Annotated in this window: 16 protein-coding genes; 8 read left to right on the top strand and 8 right to left on the bottom strand. The window is 65.9% G+C overall.

The genetic code is table 11. The annotated features are described in order from the left end of the window. Positions 1 to 137: 137 nt before the first annotated feature. Positions 138 to 1,676 carry a sugar ABC transporter ATP-binding protein gene (locus BLJ79_RS03200; protein ID WP_071213192.1) on the bottom strand — a complete coding sequence of 513 codons (1,539 nt, stop codon included), beginning with the start codon at positions 1,674 to 1,676 and terminating at the stop codon, positions 138 to 140. Positions 1,677 to 1,799: 123 nt separating this feature from the next. Between BLJ79_RS03200 and BLJ79_RS03195 the strand changes: the two genes are divergently transcribed. Beyond that, the gene (locus tag BLJ79_RS03195) at positions 1,800 to 3,014 is read left to right on the top strand and encodes an ROK family transcriptional regulator (RefSeq protein ID WP_286135242.1); all 1,215 of its coding nucleotides are present in this window, start codon (positions 1,800 to 1,802) and stop codon (positions 3,012 to 3,014) included. A gap of 110 nt (positions 3,015 to 3,124) precedes the next feature. Beyond that, positions 3,125 to 4,147, top strand: coding sequence for a sugar phosphate isomerase/epimerase family protein (locus tag BLJ79_RS03190; RefSeq protein WP_071213190.1), 1,023 nt, complete (start codon positions 3,125 to 3,127; stop codon positions 4,145 to 4,147). 42 nt (positions 4,148 to 4,189) lie between these two features. Here BLJ79_RS03190 and BLJ79_RS03185 read toward each other — a convergent pair whose 3' ends face one another. After that, complete coding sequence (locus BLJ79_RS03185) at positions 4,190 to 4,525, bottom strand: cupin domain-containing protein (RefSeq protein WP_071213189.1); 336 nt, start codon at positions 4,523 to 4,525, stop codon at positions 4,190 to 4,192. 410 nt (positions 4,526 to 4,935) lie between these two features. On the opposite strand from BLJ79_RS03185, the gene BLJ79_RS03180 reads away from it, so the two are divergent. Further along, positions 4,936 to 7,728 (top strand): aconitate hydratase, encoded by a 2,793-nt coding sequence (locus BLJ79_RS03180; protein ID WP_071213188.1) that lies wholly within the window; start codon positions 4,936 to 4,938, stop codon positions 7,726 to 7,728. Between the two features lie 635 nt (positions 7,729 to 8,363). Then, complete coding sequence (locus tag BLJ79_RS03175; protein WP_071213187.1) at positions 8,364 to 8,894, top strand: hypothetical protein; 531 nt, start codon at positions 8,364 to 8,366, stop codon at positions 8,892 to 8,894. Positions 8,895 to 9,287: 393 nt separating this feature from the next. Here BLJ79_RS03175 and BLJ79_RS22745 read toward each other — a convergent pair whose 3' ends face one another. After that, the gene (locus BLJ79_RS22745; protein WP_175475369.1) at positions 9,288 to 10,346 is read right to left on the bottom strand and encodes a hypothetical protein; all 1,059 of its coding nucleotides are present in this window, start codon (positions 10,344 to 10,346) and stop codon (positions 9,288 to 9,290) included. Between the two features lie 816 nt (positions 10,347 to 11,162). Between BLJ79_RS22745 and BLJ79_RS03170 the strand changes: the two genes are divergently transcribed. After that, on the top strand, positions 11,163 to 12,020 hold the full coding sequence (locus tag BLJ79_RS03170; RefSeq protein WP_286135241.1) for a S1 family peptidase: 858 nt from the start codon (positions 11,163 to 11,165) through the stop codon (positions 12,018 to 12,020). A 358-nt stretch (positions 12,021 to 12,378) separates the two neighbouring features. Here the strand turns inward: BLJ79_RS03170 and BLJ79_RS03165 are convergent, their stop codons facing one another. Beyond that, on the bottom strand, positions 12,379 to 12,702 hold the full coding sequence (locus BLJ79_RS03165) for a hypothetical protein (protein ID WP_139194680.1): 324 nt from the start codon (positions 12,700 to 12,702) through the stop codon (positions 12,379 to 12,381). 8 nt (positions 12,703 to 12,710) lie between these two features. After that, positions 12,711 to 12,950, bottom strand: a complete 240-nt coding sequence (locus tag BLJ79_RS23890; RefSeq protein ID WP_175475368.1) for a DUF2599 domain-containing protein — start codon at positions 12,948 to 12,950, stop codon at positions 12,711 to 12,713. Between the two features lie 345 nt (positions 12,951 to 13,295). Here BLJ79_RS23890 and BLJ79_RS03160 point away from each other — a divergent pair, with 345 nt between their 5' ends. From BLJ79_RS03160 to BLJ79_RS03150, 3 genes are all read left to right on the top strand, one after another. Then, positions 13,296 to 13,712 (top strand): DUF4259 domain-containing protein, encoded by a 417-nt coding sequence (locus BLJ79_RS03160; RefSeq protein WP_071213185.1) that lies wholly within the window; start codon positions 13,296 to 13,298, stop codon positions 13,710 to 13,712. A 304-nt stretch (positions 13,713 to 14,016) separates the two neighbouring features. Continuing rightward, on the top strand, positions 14,017 to 14,775 hold the full coding sequence (locus tag BLJ79_RS03155; protein WP_071213184.1) for a metallophosphoesterase family protein: 759 nt from the start codon (positions 14,017 to 14,019) through the stop codon (positions 14,773 to 14,775). 130 nt (positions 14,776 to 14,905) lie between these two features. Further along, positions 14,906 to 15,160 carry a DUF6458 family protein gene (locus tag BLJ79_RS03150; RefSeq protein ID WP_071213183.1) on the top strand — a complete coding sequence of 85 codons (255 nt, stop codon included), beginning with the start codon at positions 14,906 to 14,908 and terminating at the stop codon, positions 15,158 to 15,160. A 106-nt stretch (positions 15,161 to 15,266) separates the two neighbouring features. Here the strand turns inward: BLJ79_RS03150 and BLJ79_RS03145 are convergent, their stop codons facing one another. The 3 genes from BLJ79_RS03145 to rph form a co-directional block, all read right to left on the bottom strand. Then, the gene (locus tag BLJ79_RS03145; RefSeq protein ID WP_139194679.1) at positions 15,267 to 15,776 is read right to left on the bottom strand and encodes a hypothetical protein; all 510 of its coding nucleotides are present in this window, start codon (positions 15,774 to 15,776) and stop codon (positions 15,267 to 15,269) included. 143 nt (positions 15,777 to 15,919) lie between these two features. Then, the gene (gene rdgB / locus BLJ79_RS03140) at positions 15,920 to 16,555 is read right to left on the bottom strand and encodes an RdgB/HAM1 family non-canonical purine NTP pyrophosphatase (RefSeq protein WP_071213181.1); all 636 of its coding nucleotides are present in this window, start codon (positions 16,553 to 16,555) and stop codon (positions 15,920 to 15,922) included. A 2-nt stretch (positions 16,556 to 16,557) separates the two neighbouring features. Continuing rightward, positions 16,558 to 17,307: a ribonuclease PH gene (gene rph / locus BLJ79_RS03135; protein WP_071213180.1), complete on the bottom strand. Its 750-nt coding sequence runs from the start codon at positions 17,305 to 17,307 to the stop codon at positions 16,558 to 16,560. Positions 17,308 to 17,339: the final 32 nt, after the last annotated feature.

The following is a 17,339-nucleotide window of genomic DNA, read 5'->3' as shown; positions in this document are numbered from 1 at the left end:
GCCCAGCACCGCGAGCAGGACCAGGGCCAGGATCAGCCCCATGTTCCGGCGCAGGCCCGCATCCAGCAGCCATTTCATCGCGCTGCGCCGCGGAGGCAGGCTTGGCGCCGGTTTCAGCTCGGTTCGGGCCGAGGTGCTCATAGTGTGGTCCCTTCCATCACGAGGTCAAGAATCTGGTGTTCGCTCAATTCACTGGCCGGTGCCCGGTGCACGATCCGGTTCTCGGACACGACCAGCACCTCGTGGGACAGCCCGAGGACTTCCTCGAGTTCGCTGGAGACCACGACGATGGCGATGCCGGCGCGGGAAAGCCCGGCGATGAGGTTGTAGATTTCGCTGCGCGCCCCGACGTCGACGCCGCGGGAGGGTTCGTCCAGCAGCAGCACGCGGCAGCCGTGGGAGAGCCAGCGCCCGAGCACGACCTTTTGCTGGTTGCCGCCCGAAAGCGTGCGGGCCTCGCGGGCGGGGTCGGCCGGGCGCAGTTCCAGGTTCCGCACCTGCTCCATGCTGGCCCGGTATTCGCGCCGCTGGCTGGTGAACCCGGCGGTGGCGTAGCGCCCGATGCTGGCCAGGGTGAAGTTGGCGACCAGCGTGTCATCGAGCAGCAGCGCCTGGCTCTTGCGCTCCTCGGGGCACAGTCCCATGCCGGCGTTCACCGCCGAGACCGTCGAGCCGGGGCGCAGCCTCCTGCCGTCGATGGCGACGGTCCCGGAGGCCGGCTTGGTGGTGCCGTAGATGGCGCCCAGGATCTCCGAGCGGCCCGAGCCGACCAGCCCGGCGAGCCCCAGCACCTCCCCGGCGCGCACGGAGAAGGAGATCGGGTCGTGTCCCGGGGCCACGACCAGGTCGGTGACGGCGAGGATTTCGGCGGCATCCGGCGCGGGTGCCGCCACCGGCGGGAAGACGCTGGTTATCGAGCGGCCGGTCATGAGCTTGATGAGCTCGACGTTCGGGGTTTCGGACACCGGGAGGTTCGAGGCCACGGCCCGGCCGTCCTTCAGGACGGTGATGCGGTCCCCGATCACGCGGATCTCCTCGAGCCGGTGCGAGATGTAGATGACCGCGACGCCGCTGGCGGTGAGCCTGCGGACGGTGTCGAAGAGGTTGCGCACCTCCTCGGAGTCCAGGACCGCCGAGGGCTCGTCCATGATGATCAGCCGCACCTCCCTGGACAGGGCCCGGGCCATGGAGACGATCTGCTGGCCGGCCGCGGATAGTGCGCCGACCTCGAGAAGGGGTGAGATCTCCGGGTGCCCGAGGCTGGCCAGCAGGTGCGCAGCCTCGAGCTGCTCGGCCCGGCGCGAGCTGAAGCCGCCGCGGGATTTCTCGTGGCCCAGGAAGATGTTCTCGGCCACGGTGAGGGATTCGACCAGGTCGAGTTCCTGGTACATGGTGCCGATGCCGGCCTTGATCGCATCGTCCGGGCTGGAGAAGCCCACCTCCATGCCGTCGAGCAGGATCTGGCCCTCGTTGGGCTGGTGGGCGCCGGCGAGCACCTTGATCAGCGTGGACTTGCCTGCTCCGTTTTGTCCCAGCAGGCAGTGGACCTCGCCGGCGGACACCTCGAAGGAGACGTCCTGCAGGGCGATGATGCCCGGGAACCGCTTTTCGATCCCCCGCATTTCGAGCAGGTGCGCACCCTGCGGGGCGGTGCCTGTGGCTTCGTCGTCGCTCATAGTGATGGACGTTACACGGACTTATGATTATTGTCGAGCAAAAGTTGCCAGGCATTCGTCATTAGTCGGTTCCGCGACTACATCTTCTGCCCGATATGCTTCACTTGTCCCATGGCATTGTCGATGATTCCCCCCAAGCCACCCATCCCCGGCACGGGTGCCGGAGAGCTGTTCCAGTATCTGCGCGACGGGCGCCCCCGCACCCGTTCGGAGCTGGCCGGCCTCACCGGCCTGTCCCGTTCCACGATCGCCGCACGCGTCGACGCACTGCTGGACATCGGGCTCATCGGCGCCGTCGGCCCCGCCGTTTCCTCCGGCGGGCGCCCGCCCTCCACCTTCGCCTTCGCCCCGGACTCGCGCTCCGTGCTGGCCGCCGACCTTGGTGCGGCCCACGGCATCGTCGCGTTGACGGACCTGGCCGGAAACGTCATCGACCACCTGCGCGCCGACGTCGACATCACCGCCGGCCCGGTGCCGGTGCTCGACTGGGTGGTGCGCTGCTTCAGCGACTTGCTGCAGCGCAACGGACGCGACGCCGCGACGCTCTCGGGCATCGCCATCGGCGTCCCGGGCCCCGTCGAGCATTCCACCGGCCGGCCCACCAAGCCCCCGATCATGCCCGGCTGGAACGACTACGACATCCCCGGCACCATCCAGCGCACCTTCGACGTGCCGGTGCTGGTGGACAACGACGTGAACATCATGGCCCTGGGCGAGCAGTCCTTCAGCTGGCCGGACACCGAAAACCTGATCTTCGTCAAGGCCGCCACCGGCATCGGCGTCGGGATCATCAGCGGCGGCGAGCTGCAGCGCGGCGCCCAGGGCTCCGCCGGCGACCTCGGGCACGTCCAGGTCCCGGGAGGCGCGAACACCCCGTGCCGCTGCGGCAACACCGGCTGCCTCGAGGCACTGGCCGGGGGCCCGGCCGTGGCCCGGAACCTGGCCGACTACGGCATCGAGGTGGCCACCGCCTCCGAGGTCGGGAAGCTGGCCGAGGCGAACAACACCGCGGCCATCGCGGTGCTGCGCCAGGCCGGGCGCGACATCGGCTCCGTCCTGGCGATGTGCGTGAACCTGCTCAACCCCTCGGTGATCGTGCTGGGCGGGCGGCTGGCCAACGCCGGCGAACACGTGATCGCCGGGGTCCGCGAGCTGGTCTACTTCCGCTCCACCCCGCTGGCCACCCAGCACCTGGTCATCGTCGGATCGGCCGCACGGGAAATGGCCGGGGTGCGCGGGGCGAGCATGCTGGTGGTCCAGCACGTGCTCTCGGCCGCCGCCGTCGACGAACTGGTCCAGCAGCACGGGGCCCCGCAGCCCACCGCCGCGGCGCGGTAGCCGCAGCGCCCCGGGCACCGGGCACCGGAACCACCCGAAACCACCCGCCGCACCGAACCATACCCACCACCCAGGGGCCGGAAACGGCCAGGCCACAGGAGATCACCGACATGACCGCCACCGGTTCAACCCACCCCGTCACCCTGTTCACCGGCCAATGGGCCGACCTGCCCTTCGAACAGGTGGCGGAGCATGCCGCCGCCTGGGGCTACGACGGCCTGGAGATCGCGGCCTCCGGCGACCACCTGGACCTGAAGCGGGCCGACGAGGATGACGCCTACGCCCGGTCGCGGCTGGAGATCCTGCAGCGCCACGGGCTGGCGGTCTACGCGATCTCCAACCACCTCACCGGCCAGGCGGTGTGCGACGACCCCATCGACTTCCGCCACCAGGCGCTGGTGCGCGACTACACGTGGGGCGACGGGGATCCGGAGGGGGTGCGCCAACGCGCCGCCGAGGACATGAAACGTGCCGCCCGGGTCGCCCGCAAGCTCGGGGTCGACACCGTCGTGGGATTCACCGGGTCAAAGATCTGGCCGTACGTGGCGCAGTTCCCGCCGGTCCCCGCCTCGGTCATCGACGCCGGCTACCAGGACTTCGCCGACCGCTGGAACCCGATCCTGGACGTGTTCGACGAGCAGGGTGTGCGCTTCGCCCACGAGGTACACCCCTCGGAGATCGCCTACGACTACCACTCCTCCGTCCGCGCCTTGGAGGCCATCGGGCACCGGGAGGCCTTCGGCTTCAACTGGGACCCCAGCCACATSATGTGGCAGAATATCGACCCGGTCGGGTTCATCTGGGACTTCAAGGAACGGATCTACCACGTGGACTGCAAGGACACCCGGATGCGCACCCCCAACGGGCGGGCCGGGGTGCTGGGCTCGCACCTGCCGTGGGGAGACCCGCGCCGCGGCTGGGACTTCGTCTCCACCGGGCACGGGGACGTGCCGTGGGAGGACGCGTTCCGGGCGCTGAAGTCGATCGGCTACACCGGGCCGATCTCCATCGAATGGGAGGACGCCGGCATGGACCGGCTGCACGGGGCCGGCCAGGCCGTGGAATTCGTCCGTTCGCTGCTGTGGAAGCTGCCCGAGGCCTCCTTCGACGCGGCCTTCAGCAACCAGGGCTAGCCGGTCCCGGGGCGCCCCGGTGGGCGCGCCGCCCGCGCCGGCCTATCGGTCGGTCTTGGCGACGCTGAGCAACAGCCCCGATTCCTCCAGCGCGGTGATCTGCGAATAGCCCGGGGGCATCGCCAGCAGGTCGCCGGTTCGCGCCTCCCAGGACTCGCCTCCCGAGTTCAGGCGGATCCGGCCGCTGAGCACCATCACCGTCGCCTCCCCCGGATTGATGTGCTCCTTCAGCTCGGTGCCGGCGGCCAGGCCGATGACCGTCTGGCGCAGCGTGTGTTCGTGCCCGCCGAACACGGTGCTGGCCGCCCGCCCGCTCGAGACCGTGGCTGCGGTCTGCATCTGGGTGCGCGCGATGGCCGTCAACGAAAACTTTTTCATGTTCCTTCTTTCCCCCGGCAATCTCTCCTGCCCAAGGATGGCCCGGGCGACCCGGGCCGGTCAAGGAAACGTTTCCGGAACGCGCTGCGCGCCTGGCCCGGCCCGGCCCGGCGATCCATGGCCAATTCCCCGCTTCGGAGGTAGGTTGAAAGCAACCGCCGCGTATTTCCAGCGGCACGGTGAACCACAAACAACGGCACGGCGAACGGGTCGGCCCACGGTGCCCCCGGGCCCTCGTGCCGCGCAACCCGGCGTCCGGGCCCGGACCGACACCGGTGCATGTTCCGGGCACGATGCAGGGATTGGAGGTGGCGAGGGAACAAGGCACGCACCCGGCATCATCCACCGAGCACACAGCACCCGGCCTCCGGCACGGCGGCCGGCGGCATTCCCGAGAGGACCGCGCTTCCATGTCCAGCAACTCCTTCAATTCCCGCTCAACCCTTGACGTCGACGGGCAAAGCTACCAGATCCACCGCATCGACGCCGTCGAAAACTCCGCACGCCTGCCCTACAGCCTCAAGGTGCTGCTCGAAAACCTGCTGCGCAACGAGGACGGACGGCTCGTCACCAAGGACCAGATCAACGCGCTGGCGTCCTGGGACCCGGCCGCCGAGGCGGCAAGCGAAATCCAGTACACCCCGGCCCGGGTGCTGATGCAGGACTTCACCGGGGTGCCCTGCGTGGTGGACCTGGTCGCCATGCGCGACGCGATGACCGCCCTGGGCGGGGACGCGAAAAAGGTCAACCCGCTGATCCCGGCCGAGCTGGTCATCGACCACTCGGTGATCGCCGACGTCTTCGCCCGCTCCGACGCCTTCTCCGTCAACGCCGACTACGAGTTCGCCCGCAACCAGGAGCGCTACCAGCTGCTGCGCTGGGCCCAGCACTCCTTCGMCGACTTCCTGGTGGTCCCGCCGGACACCGGGATCTGCCACCAGGTCAACCTCGAATACCTCTCCCGCGTGGTGTTCACCCGCGAGGGACCCGACGGCACCGCCGCCTACCCCGACACCCTGGTCGGCACGGACTCGCACACCCCGATGGTCAACGGCCTGGGCGTGCTGGGCTGGGGCGTGGGCGGCATCGAGGCCGAGGCCGCGATGCTCGGCCAGCCCATGAGCCTGCTGATCCCGCAGGTCGTCGGGCTCAAGCTCACCGGCGAACTGGCCGAGGGCACCACCGCCACCGACCTGGTGCTCACCGTCGCGGAGCTGCTGCGCAAGATCCGCGTGGTGGGCAAGTTCGTGGACTTCTTCGGCCCCGGGGTCGCCAACGTCCCGCTGGCCACCCGCGCCACGCTGGGGAACATGTCCCCCGAATACGGCTCCACCGGTGCGCTGTTCCCCATCGACGCCGAGACCCTTGACTACCTGCGGCTCACCGGGCGTGCGGAGCACCAGGTCAAGCTGGTCGAGGCCTACGCCAAGGAACAGGGCCTGTGGCACGATCCGGAGCACGTGCCGGACTTCAGCCAGGTCGTCGAGCTGGACCTGGGCACCGTGGTGCCCTCGCTGGCCGGGCCCAAGCGTCCGCAGGACCGCATCCCGCTGGCCGCGGCCCAGGGCGCGGTGCGCCGGCTGCTGGCCGGGGACACCCATGAGGAGGCCATCGCCGGAGGGCTGGACGACGCCTCGGCCGAATCCTTCCCCGCCAGCGACCCGGTGGCGATCAGCACCCGGATCGAACGCGACGAGCCGCCGCACAACTACGCCGACGAGGAACCGGCCATCACCTGGCCGTCCAAGCCCACCAAGATCCACCTCGGGGGCAACTCCGAGACCCTTGACCACGGCTCGGTCGTCATCGCGGCCATCACCTCCTGCACCAACACCTCCAACCCCACGGTGATGCTCGGGGCGGCGCTGCTGGCGAAGAAGGCGGTCGAGAAGGGGCTGCGCTCCAGGCCGTGGGTCAAGACCACCCTGGCCCCGGGCTCCCGCGTGGTCACCGACTACTACAACCGCTCCGGGCTGACCCCCTACCTGGAAACCCTGGGCTTCAACCTGGTCGGCTACGGCTGCACCACCTGCATCGGCAACTCCGGCCCGCTGATCCCGGAAATCAGCGAGGCGGTGAACTCCCACGACCTCTCGGTCGCCTCGGTGCTCTCGGGCAACAGGAACTTCGAGGGCCGGATCCACGGGGAGGTGAAGATGAACTTCCTGGCCTCCCCGCCGCTGGTCATCGCCTACGCGCTGGCCGGCTCGATGCACGTGGATCTGCTCAACGACTCCCTCGGCGAGGACACCGAGGGCAACCCGGTGTACCTGCGGGACATCTGGCCCACGAGCGCGGAAATCAAGGAGGTCGTCGACGCGAACCTCGAGGCCTCCATGTTCACCAAGGGGTACGCGGACGTCTACCACGGGGACGAGAACTGGCGCTCCATGCACATCCCGGAGGGTGACCAATTCGCCTGGGACGAGTCCTCCACCTATGTGCAGTCCCCGCCGTACTTCGACGGGGTGGGCCCAGAGCCCGAGCCCATCAAGGACATCTCCGGCGCCCGGGTGCTGGTGAACCTGGGCGATTCGGTCACCACCGACCACATCTCCCCGGCCGGCGCGATCCGCAAAGACTCCCCGGCCGGGAAGTACCTGCAGGAAAAGGGCGTGGCCCCGGCGGACTTCAACTCCTACGGCTCGCGGCGCGGCAACCACCACGTGATGATCCGCGGCACCTTCGCCAACGTGCGCCTGCGCAACAAGTTGGTCCCGGGCGTCGAGGGCGGCTTCACCCGGCACCTGCCGGGCACCGAGACCACGACCATCTTCGATGCCTCGAGCGCCTACCTGGCCGAGGGCACCCCGTTGGTGGTGCTGGCCGGGTCCGACTACGGCTCCGGTTCCTCGCGCGACTGGGCGGCCAAGGGCACGCTGCTGTTGGGGGTCAAGGCCGTGCTGGCCACCTCCTACGAGCGGATCCACCGCTCCAACCTGATCGGCATGGGCGTGCTTCCGCTGCAGTTCCGCGACGGGGAAACCGCCGACTCCCTGGGCCTGACCGGCGAGGAGGTCTACTCGATCGCCGGGCTGGCGGGCACCGAGAAGCTGCCCGACGAGGTCACCGTGACCGTCCAGGACGGCGACGCCACCCGTGAGATCACCATGGCCGTGCGCATCGACACCCCGGCCGAGGAGGCGTACTACCGCCACGGCGGCATCCTGCAATACGTGTTGCGCCAGCTGCTCGACGCCTGAGCGGCATCTTCGGGCGGGCTTCCTTCATCGCGAAGGATGCCCGCCCGAGCCCCTGGCACCATCCGGCCAGCTTTAAGAACCCGCCAACTCCCCCGTCCGCCGCATGCCGGCTTCGCTGCACGCGGGCTGCTCCGCGAGCCGGGAGGCCCGCGCACGGGCCACGGCAGACGGGTTCGACAAATGGAAGGACGTCCTGCCACAGCGCAACGACGACTGCCCGGAATCCATCCCGGTGCAACGCACGGTTTCCCAAGCCATCGAGCAGTCGGCGCCCGGGACCCTGGCAAAAAGATCGCCCCCCCCCCCACTTATAAAGGTGGCTTGGGGAGACCCCCGGTGTCGCGTCCATGGCAACCAATGTATTTTTCAGGCTGAGCGGTCTTGGTCATTGGTGGGAAACGAGCGGGTATCCGATCGGACGTCCGGTCATGGTTTTGGGTGCATCGCTTAGCCCCCCCCGTTCACCGGGCTTTTTGCGGGCCGGGTGTACGGGACACCAGAAATTCAGTGACTCCAACAATGCAGGTCAACGTTCGATTTTCCCGTTTGGGGACCGACTTATGGGACACTGCAGCCACCCGGCGCTAGAAATACGGATGAGCGCAACGGACCCGGGGAAGCCCTAGTGTGGGTGTATGGACAACACAACTCTGGAGATCATTGCTGGGATTGCTCTCCCTGCCGCCGCGATCATCATCTCTACATGGGTCGCAGTCGGCCTCGCGAAGTCCGAGAGAGTCGCCGCCGCGGCTGCCCGAGCTGAGGAGCGCAGTGATGGAGCCTTTGTTCAAGCGCTCACCGCCCTCGCCACGCTGAATACCATCAACCTGCGAGCCGAGTCAGTAGCTGAACCGCTCAGGGATCTTCGCGTCGGTCTGACCCTGTTGGATGCAGCGAGTCCGCAACATGACAATGACCTGCTCGCCGAATGGTTTGAGGCCGAGCGCGTCGCCGGCCTTGCTCAGAGTAAAGAGTCCATGCGGAATCTGGATCTGGCCCCGAAAATGCCCAGCAGCGGTGCCGACGTTGAGAAGATCGTTTCGGCAGGGGCCCCATTGAACACTTGGGCTCGTGACTTCGCTAGTAATCTGCGCTTGTGGCGACGAAAGGGTGCTACGGATGCGCAGCTTATGGAACTGATCACGAACGCCAAGAACTTGCACTGACGATGGTTTGCCTGACCGCGCAGCTCTAAAGTTACACGCTGACCGTTCTGAAGCCTCTGCTCAGCACCATTGGGTGATGCCCATTTCGTTCAAGGTCGCCAAAAGCAAGTCCCATGTCGCTCGCCCTATTCTTCGGGCAAAGGATCGGCTAATGCGCGTACCTGTCCTGTAGGCGTTCCCTCCCCATCGACTGGATGCCCTGGCAAGGTTCGGTAGAAGAACCCGCACCTGCCGAATGGAGCAGCTGATTTGAGTGGCAGAGCTGTATTCGGGCTTTTTCCGTACACAAGGCAACGACGCGACAACAGCGATCGTTAGCATTCCATCGCAGCTCACCACCCAGCGCCAGCGGACGTGCACAACCTCTTTTGAGTGTCAGTAACGGCATTGGAGCTAACGTCTGCGTTTACTGATCACCCAGGCCAACGTAGATCCAGCAAGGGCTAGAAGCGCGGGTGCTGCGATTAAGCGGAGGTAGGCAAGAGAATCCGGGACATCGGTCCTGTTGCCTAGAGATGGCGGCAGCTCGCCTGCTTCTTCTGCTACAGGCGCTCTGCGATTCCGGCGCTTCTGGACAACGTCATTGAGTACAGGGCCTGTGGCTCCAACCAGCCAGATTAAGCCACCCCCGGCGGTACCTGCCGCCGCGGAAGCGAGGAAAAGATTGCGCTGGACCTCCGTCTCGTCTTGCTGGTCGACGCCAGTCAGCCGAAATCCTGCGGTCGTGTCAGCACTTCGAAGGGGAAGACTCCATGTGGGTGCTGTCGGATCTTCCACCTGTGGGCTTGAGATCGTTGGCACGTACTCGGCGGGGAGATTTCTGGGTTGGATGCTGACCACTGATTCAGCAGCTACCGCCTGAATGCCCGGTGGGCCGATGACAGCGGACAATGTCAGCGTAGCGATACGAGGGAAGGCATAGCGGTGATGGGATCCCGCAAAGGCTTCAGTCGGCGCGGCCGTATTGCCTTGGAGGGACACGGCCCAGCCAATACCCGCTTCTCCGATGGTCGTATCCCGGAAATCCGTTGGGCTGATATTGGTCATAACGCAATCGTCATCAAGGGAAAATTCGAGTCCGATCGAACCTGCCTTCGGATTCGAATCTGTCGGCGGTATCGGGGGCTCAAATCTGAGTTCTTCGCCATTGCTCGTCTTGCGCAGATGAACGTCCCTCATCGCTCCACAGAACCCAACCATCAGTTCTCCTGCTTGGTCAGGCGGCACGGCAGCGGCGCCATCTCCTCTCAGAACCATGTCGAATGAGGTCAGGCTTGGAGAAGGGTAGAAACGCAAGTCAACATCGACTCGGACAGGCGCCGGCGCTGACCCCTGCTTCACGCCCACGAAAATCGCACCGGGCATACCCAACGCTGGGACGGAAGCGAGGGCCGGTTGAGAATAATGCCACGCTCCGAAGGTTGACACGGCAGTGACGAAGATGGCTGCCACCAACTGCGTCTTTACATACGTCTTCACCATCCAAGCAGTCTATGACCATGCGCATGATGTTTGGTCTTGTTGGGTTGGGTACACCCCGGCGCCAGAGTCGCTGCCCCCGTTTCGGTGTCGCAGAGGGTTCGGCCTACGGGTCACCGAAACCGCAATTCCCAACTGCGAATTGGCCACCATCCCTGAAATAGCAGTTACGTCGCCTGAGCTTCCATATATTCAGGCTCGAAAACAGAATCGATCGTCTACTCGACGAGTGCCGAATCCCCGTCTGGATGCGGAGCTCGCCGTCGTCTCTCTCACCATCGAAGGGGATCCGATTGTGGATTTCTATCGCACCTCGACAGGCGTTCCAGGGGTGGAAGTATTCACCGCTGGTGAGTTCGACAGATATGGGTCGAAGATGTGGATGCACCAGGATTGCCCACAAACGACCAGTCTCACGTCGCTGCAGGGATGCCTTCAGATCTAGTCAAACAGGTTTCGTTTCGAACGCCCCGCTCCTCCAGCAGGAGGCTCGGCTTACGGGCGCACCAGATCTGTGCAGCGGACTTCGGACTCAGCGCAGTCGCCTTCGGAAGATTCCACGGGTCAACGATTGACTTGCCCGTTTGGCGACCCATAGCGGAACGCTCCGAAATTCCGAGCCAGAAAACCGATTGCGGGACGAAGAAACGGATTCGGCTACGAAGATGCGCGCTTCCTGGTTTCCCGATTGCAGCGGGCTGTCAAAGTCTCGCCAAACGCGATGATCTGTGCTCTTCTTAAGGCCAGCCCGTCAATTGAAACGTCCAGTTACTCGATGGAAAGGCCAAGATGATGAAACATCCCCTCAGAAGGTTGGCGCTTGTCGTAGCGGCGACGCTCACACTCGTCATGGGCGGTGCGTTGCCGGCACCGGCCGTCACGGGCGGCCAGCCGGACGGCAGCAGTCACCCCAACGTCGGCCTGATCGTTTTCTACGACATGGCGGACGGCCTGCGGTATCGCTGCTCGGCGACCCTGATTTCACCGACGGTGCTGATCACAGCGGCGCACTGCACCGAGGGAACCGCCGGGGTGACGCTGGTGACCTTCGAATCAGTGATCGCGGAGGAACCGCCGAGTCCGTTACCCGCGGCAGCGGATCCGGGAATCGGCTACACCCCTGCAGACCTCGAAGCGGCCGGTTATCTGTGGGGAACACCGATAGCGCATCCCGAATATTCGGATTTCACGGATATGGCCAACTGGAACGACGTTGGAATCATCGTGCTCGATGAGCCGGTCACCAACATCGCCCCGGCAGCGCTCACTCCGGTGAATTACCTGGACCGGTTCGGGCAGCCCGTTTTGAACCGGACGATCTTCGAGCTCGTCGGCTACGGCACCGAGGTGCGCAAGCCGGAGACCGGTCCGCAGAAGCCGCAGCCGATGTCCTACCCGTTGATCCGCCGCTACACCACATCTCCTGGACAGAAGCTCACTCCGCAGATCCTCCAGCTTCAAGGCAACCCCAACGATAACCGCGGCGGTGGCGGGACCTGCTTCGGAGACTCCGGTGGTCCTGTCTTCCTCAACGGCTATCTCGTGGCAGTGACCAGTTACACCTATACCTCGAACTGCCGTTACCTCGGTGGGTATCAGCGGGTGGACATCCCCGTGGTGCAGGACTGGCTGACCCCTTACCTGTAACTGCCCCGCTGCGCAGGGCATGGGAGAAGCCTGATTTTCTGGCCACACCAGCACGAGGCGAATGTCTTGGTCATTGACCCAACCTGTCTGGTGAGGGTTCCCCTACGGACGGGCTCTGGGTGGCTTCCACTCGCCAGCTGCAGTCCAGTGGCCACCTGGCTCATCTCACCCCTGGCCTACGATATTTTCCGTTTTCTGCGTCGACCCGAAGGGAAGCCGCTTAACTGCTGCCTAACTCATCCTGGTACCGCGTGACTTGAAAAATTCCGGTGCAGCAGCGCTGAAGGCCAATACACAGATGGCGAGGAACTCCACGGATGCGAATTCCACGGAGTTCCTCGCTGTCTGCTTACCTGAATCAGCGCTTCAATACGGACTCTCGGGAAGGTAGGCCAAGCGTCGAGTCGGAGGACTTGCGTGATTTCACCAGCATCACGACGAACAGGATAGCCAGCACATCAGCAATCATCAGCATGAGGAATGAGGCTTGAGCTGCCATCCACATCGAATTCGCATCGGGAAGCATCTGGGCGGGATCGATATCGGCGGATGTCTCCATTCGATCGATCGCTGAGCTGTCCGCGATTTGCCAGAGAACGAAAAATGTCACGACCGCAACATTTAGCCCCCGAAGGGTCAAGCCGCTGAAGACTGCCAGAATCTTCTTGATACTTTTTGACATTTGCACTCCTAGTTACAGCTGTTCCTGACGAAGCACCAGTAGCCCCGGTCGGGCAACTTTGAGTCCAAGCCGAAGTATTCCTTGTTTGGCGCACGCAAGCTCACAACGTCGAAGTGGCAGTAGACCTGATTCTCCATTGATCCTGTGTCAGGATTTGGCCAACCGCTGCGCGGGGTCTTGTTCAGCGTTTCCGGCCAAGAAGCCCAGCGGGTTGAGGAGTGGATCGGTTTTAGTTCCAGTCCAACCAAATGACTCGTCGAAGCATGGGATGACAAGCCAGAGGATTGGGCGGGCTTCTTCCACGCTCCGGAACATCGATTGCTTCCGGGCTCGGAGGACCAACTCCGGGACGATGAGGATTGAAACGGCTACACCGAACACGGTGAGTGGCCTTGCCCGTTGTGCAAGGCCACTCGCGGACCCCTACGGCGTCGACGACCCGGATGCCTGAGCGCCTGGAGCGGCGCGGCCGATGACCACCAACGAGCCGAAGGGCCCGCGCGTTTTCGGCTCGTGTTGACGGAGGTGGTATGCAAGAATCTCACCTAAGCCGGCTGTCCGTCGGCGGAGGGATCAACTAGGGAGCACTGCACATGGGCGCATGGGATGTATCGGTCTTCGGGAATGACGACGCCGCCGACTTTGGGTACGAATTCGATAAGGTGAACACCGCAACCGAGGTCGCATCGGTGATCGAGGAGGCCCTGGACACGGTCCTTCGCTCCTCCGGCGAGGTGGACGGCTCGGACGGGGCCACGGGATTGGCGGCCGCCGCACTGGTCATCGCGTGGAATGAACCGGAGCTGCTGGCTGAGGATGAAAACTACGCCCCCCAGCCTTGGCCACGCAGCACGGACCCCCTTCCCGAACACCTTGCCGTCAAGGCCGCGGCAGTGCTGGACCGCATGAAGGACCCCGTGGACAACGAGCTCGGTGAACTGTGGTCGGAATCGGGCCAATGGGAAGTCTTCACCACGGAGCTCTCCCGTTGGCGCACGCGCCTCTCCTAATCACCACTACCTCGGGCAACTCCCCCGTGTGCCCAAGAACAAGCCCTTCCCTTTGTCCCGGTTGGGATTCCCGTAGCGGATGCCTTGGCCGGGCAAAACGCTTCGAACCCGGGACCGCCGCCTCCGGAAAACTACATGGCAATCACCCCACCGGGTCATCCTGGTGGGATCGCCTCCCTGCTTCCCACGTTTCACCAACCACGCCGCGGAAGCTGCATTCCTGCGCGCAAGCGGCAACCCGGAGCACCGACACCGGCTCCGGAACCCGTTGCGCAGGACCTGAGAACCTGGGCATACTCGAGGAATGATCCGTTCCGTTGCGGTCCTGTCCGACATCCACGGGGTGCTTCCGGTGCTCGAGGCGATCCTGGCCGAGCCCGCGGTGGCGGCCGCCGACCTCATCGTCGTCACCGGGGACCACGCCGCCGGACCGCAACCCGTCGAGGTCCTGGACCGGCTGGCAGGCCTGGGGCAGCGGGCAGTGCTGGTGCGCGGCAATGCCGACCGCGAGCTGGCGGCCGTCGCCCGGGGCGCTTCGATCGAGGTTCCGGACGACGTCGTCCCGTGGGCGGCCGCCCAGCTGGGCCCGAAGCACATCACGATGCTGGAGCAGCTGCCGCATCCGGTCACCCTCGAGCTTGAGGGCTTTGGCCCCGTGGTGTTCTGCCACGGCACCCCGCGCGACGACGAGGAGGTCGTGCTGGTGGACACGCGGCTGGAACGTTGGGCCGAGGCCTTCGCCGAGCTGCCCGAGGAGGTCCGGACGGTGGTCTGCGGGCACACGCACATGTCCTTCGTGCGGCTGGTCGACCGCCGCCTGGTGATCAACCCCGGCAGCGTGGGCATGCCCTATGGCCGGACGGGCGGCAACTGGGCGCTGCTGCGCGACGGCGCCGTGTCCCTGCACCGGAGCATCATCGACGTCGAGGAGACCATCGCCCAGGTGGTCGCGGGTTCGACGTACCCGGGCCGCCGGAAATGGGCCGAGTTCTTCATCCGTTCGGCCGCGAGCGACGCGGAGGCACTGGCGGTGTTCGGCCCGCGCGACGGGCGTACCCCGTAGGGCGGGGCCGCGGCCACCACCGGCCCGCTAAGCGTGCACAATCGGTGGCGTGGCCGGGGGAAAACGGTAAGCTGGAATCACGGATGAAGACGTACATCTTTGTGGAATCGCCCGGGAAGGCGGAAACATCATGAGTATCGGCGCCGGAATTTTTCTTTTTGTCATTGGTGCGGTGATTCGCTTCGCACTGAACGTCGAGGTGGACTGGCTGGATCTGCCGCTGGTCGGGAACCTCTTGATGGGAGCCGGAGTCCTGGTCTTTGTGCTGGGGCTTGTCTTCGCCTTCCGCCGTCGCCGTACGGTTGCCACGCGCCGGACCGTGAACGGCGGCGGGGCCGACGGGATCACCAAGACCACCCGCGAGGTCGACGACACCAACCTCTAGGCGCCGCCGCACCGCCCTTGTAATCAGGAAACGACCCCGTGCGCGGGTCCTGTGCGGAGCCGCCGGCGGGGTCGTTTCTCTGTCCATGTCGAAGGAACCAATAGGACTATTCGAAGTCCACCTGTCCGCGGCGCGGCGGAACCGGAGCGATGTGGTCGCCGGCAGCGGCCACCAGCTGGACTTCGTTCATCCGCGGTGCGGGTCCGTCGGCCGAATGCAGGATCCACGGCCCGACCATGAGGTAGGCGGCATCCCCTTCCGCGGCGGTGGCCACGCCCGTGACCACGAAGTCGCCATAGGGCGCCTGGGTGAATGCCGCAACCACCAGATCGCCGTGCGCGATCTTCCCGGCCGCAATCGGGGTCGGCTCGAAGTCACCCTCGAAGACCGCGGGAAAGGCCCTGACCCCCGCGTCCGGTTGGCGCTGCCGCAGCGGCTCGCCGTCCGCGGACTTGGCCGCCTTCGCCGCGGCCGCGGCGTTCAGCCCGCCGACCATCAGGTCGTCGAGCACTGTCAGGTGTGCCGCCCCGGTGACCAGGAAGTTGCCGTAACGCGCGTTCTTGAACAACACGGAGACCACCTCCTCGCTCTCCACCAGTGCGAAGGCGGCCTTCATGCCCGCAACATCCCGCTTTGACGGCCCCTTGATAAAGGTGTCCACCCCTGCTCCGTTCCCTCTGTGTACGTTTGTTGTGCTTCAATCCCGGGCGCCATCGCTGCCGGCCGGTGGTGGGTSCGGGCCCAGGCCGGGCCCGGACCCTACTTCGTGTCCTGGTCCGCCAGCGCCTTGACGATCTGCGGCAGCAGGCCGCGGAACGCGCGCCCGCGGTGGCTGATCGCGTTCTTTTCCTCGGCCGTCAGCTCCGCCACGGAGATTTCGCGGCCCTCGGGGCGCAGGATCGGGTCGTAGCCGAAGCCGCCGTTGCCGCGGCGTTCGTGCAGCAGCGTGCCGGCCAGGTGCCCCAGCTCCACGGCGACATGGCCGCCCGGGGTCGCCAGGGCCGCGGCGCACACGAAGGAGGCGCCGCGGTGCTCCTCGGCGATGTCGCCGAGCTGGGCCAGCAGCAGGTCGATGTTGGCCTCGTCGTCGCCGTGCTTCCCGGACCAGCGTGCCGAGAAGATCCCCGGGGCCCCGCCGAGCACGTCGACAGCCAGCCCGGAGTCGTCGGCGATGGCGACCAGGCCGGTGGCCTCGCACACCGCGCGGGCCTTGAGCAGGGCGTTGCCCTCGAAGGTCACCTGGTCCTCAACGACATCCGGGGCACCGACGGCACCGGCATCGACGACCTGGGTGTCCACGTCCAGGCCCGGCACCTGCCCGCGCAGCAGCTCGCGCAACTCGCGCAGCTTGCCCTGGTTGTGGGTGGCCAGCACCAAACGCGGGGTGGCACCCATGCTCAGAGCCCCAGGGTTTCGGACTGGATGCGGGTCAGCTCGGCGGTGCCCACCAGGGCGAGGTCAAGCAGGGAGTCGAGTTCGGCGCGCTTGAACGGCACGCCCTCGGCGGTCCCCTGCACCTCGACGAAGTCGCCGGTGCCGGTGACCACGACGTTCATGTCGGTCTCGGCACGCACGTCCTCCTCGTAGGGCAAATCGAGCATCGGGACACCGTCGATGATGCCCACGGAGATCGCGGCCACCGAGTCCGTGAGCACGATCGCGTTCTTCTTCACCAGGTTGTTGGCCCGGGCCCATTCGATGGCCTCGGCCAGCGCGACGTAGGCGCCGGTGATCGCCGCGGTGCGGGTGCCGCCGTCGGCCTGGAGCACGTCGCAGTCCAGCACGATGGTGTTCTCGCCCAGCGCCTTGGTGTCGATGACGGCGCGCAGCGAGCGGCCGATCAGCCGGGAGATCTCGTGGGTGCGCCCGCCGATCTTGCCCTTGACCGACTCGCGGCCGTTGCGGGTGTTGGTGGCCCTCGGCAGCATCGCGTACTCGGCGGTGACCCAGCCGGTGCCCTGGCCCTTGAGCCAGCGCGGCACGCCCTCGGTGAAGGAGGCGGTGCACAGCACCTTGGTGTTGCCGAATTCGATCAGGGCCGAGCCCTCGGCCTGCTTGGACCAGCCACGGGTAATGGTGATCTCACGGAGTTGGTCGACGCCGCGCCCGTCGGCGCGCACTGCTGCTGTGGTGGATGCTGAAGTCATGGCTTCAAGTCTAGTCGGCGCGTGGCCGGGGC

This window comes from Arthrobacter sp. UCD-GKA, assembly GCF_001863355.1.
Classification (GTDB): Bacteria; Actinomycetota; Actinomycetes; order Actinomycetales; family Micrococcaceae; genus Paeniglutamicibacter.
Note: the sequence above shows the minus strand (reverse complement) of the source record. Positions and strands in the feature narration are given on the sequence as shown.

Excerpts from the sequence above, each read along its gene's own strand:
- BLJ79_RS03145 (WP_139194679.1), bottom strand. The coding sequence starts at position 15,776 with ATGAAGGCCGCCTTCGCACTGGTGGAGAGCGAGGAGGTGGTCTCCGTG.
- rdgB (WP_071213181.1), bottom strand. The coding sequence starts at position 16,555 with ATGGGTGCCACCCCGCGTTTGGTGCTGGCCACCCACAACCAGGGCAAG.
- BLJ79_RS03160 (WP_071213185.1), top strand. The coding sequence starts at position 13,296 with ATGGGCGCATGGGATGTATCGGTCTTCGGGAATGACGACGCCGCCGAC.
- BLJ79_RS03170 (WP_286135241.1), top strand. The coding sequence starts at position 11,163 with ATGATGAAACATCCCCTCAGAAGGTTGGCGCTTGTCGTAGCGGCGACG.
- BLJ79_RS03150 (WP_071213183.1), top strand. The coding sequence starts at position 14,906 with ATGAGTATCGGCGCCGGAATTTTTCTTTTTGTCATTGGTGCGGTGATT.
- BLJ79_RS03165 (WP_139194680.1), bottom strand. The coding sequence starts at position 12,702 with ATGTCAAAAAGTATCAAGAAGATTCTGGCAGTCTTCAGCGGCTTGACC.
- BLJ79_RS03185 (WP_071213189.1), bottom strand. The coding sequence starts at position 4,525 with ATGAAAAAGTTTTCGTTGACGGCCATCGCGCGCACCCAGATGCAGACC.
- BLJ79_RS03200 (WP_071213192.1), bottom strand. The coding sequence starts at position 1,676 with ATGAGCGACGACGAAGCCACAGGCACCGCCCCGCAGGGTGCGCACCTG.
- BLJ79_RS03175 (WP_071213187.1), top strand. The coding sequence starts at position 8,364 with ATGGACAACACAACTCTGGAGATCATTGCTGGGATTGCTCTCCCTGCC.
- rph (WP_071213180.1), bottom strand. The coding sequence starts at position 17,307 with ATGACTTCAGCATCCACCACAGCAGCAGTGCGCGCCGACGGGCGCGGC.
- BLJ79_RS03155 (WP_071213184.1), top strand. The coding sequence starts at position 14,017 with ATGATCCGTTCCGTTGCGGTCCTGTCCGACATCCACGGGGTGCTTCCG.
- BLJ79_RS03195 (WP_286135242.1), top strand. The coding sequence starts at position 1,800 with ATGATTCCCCCCAAGCCACCCATCCCCGGCACGGGTGCCGGAGAGCTG.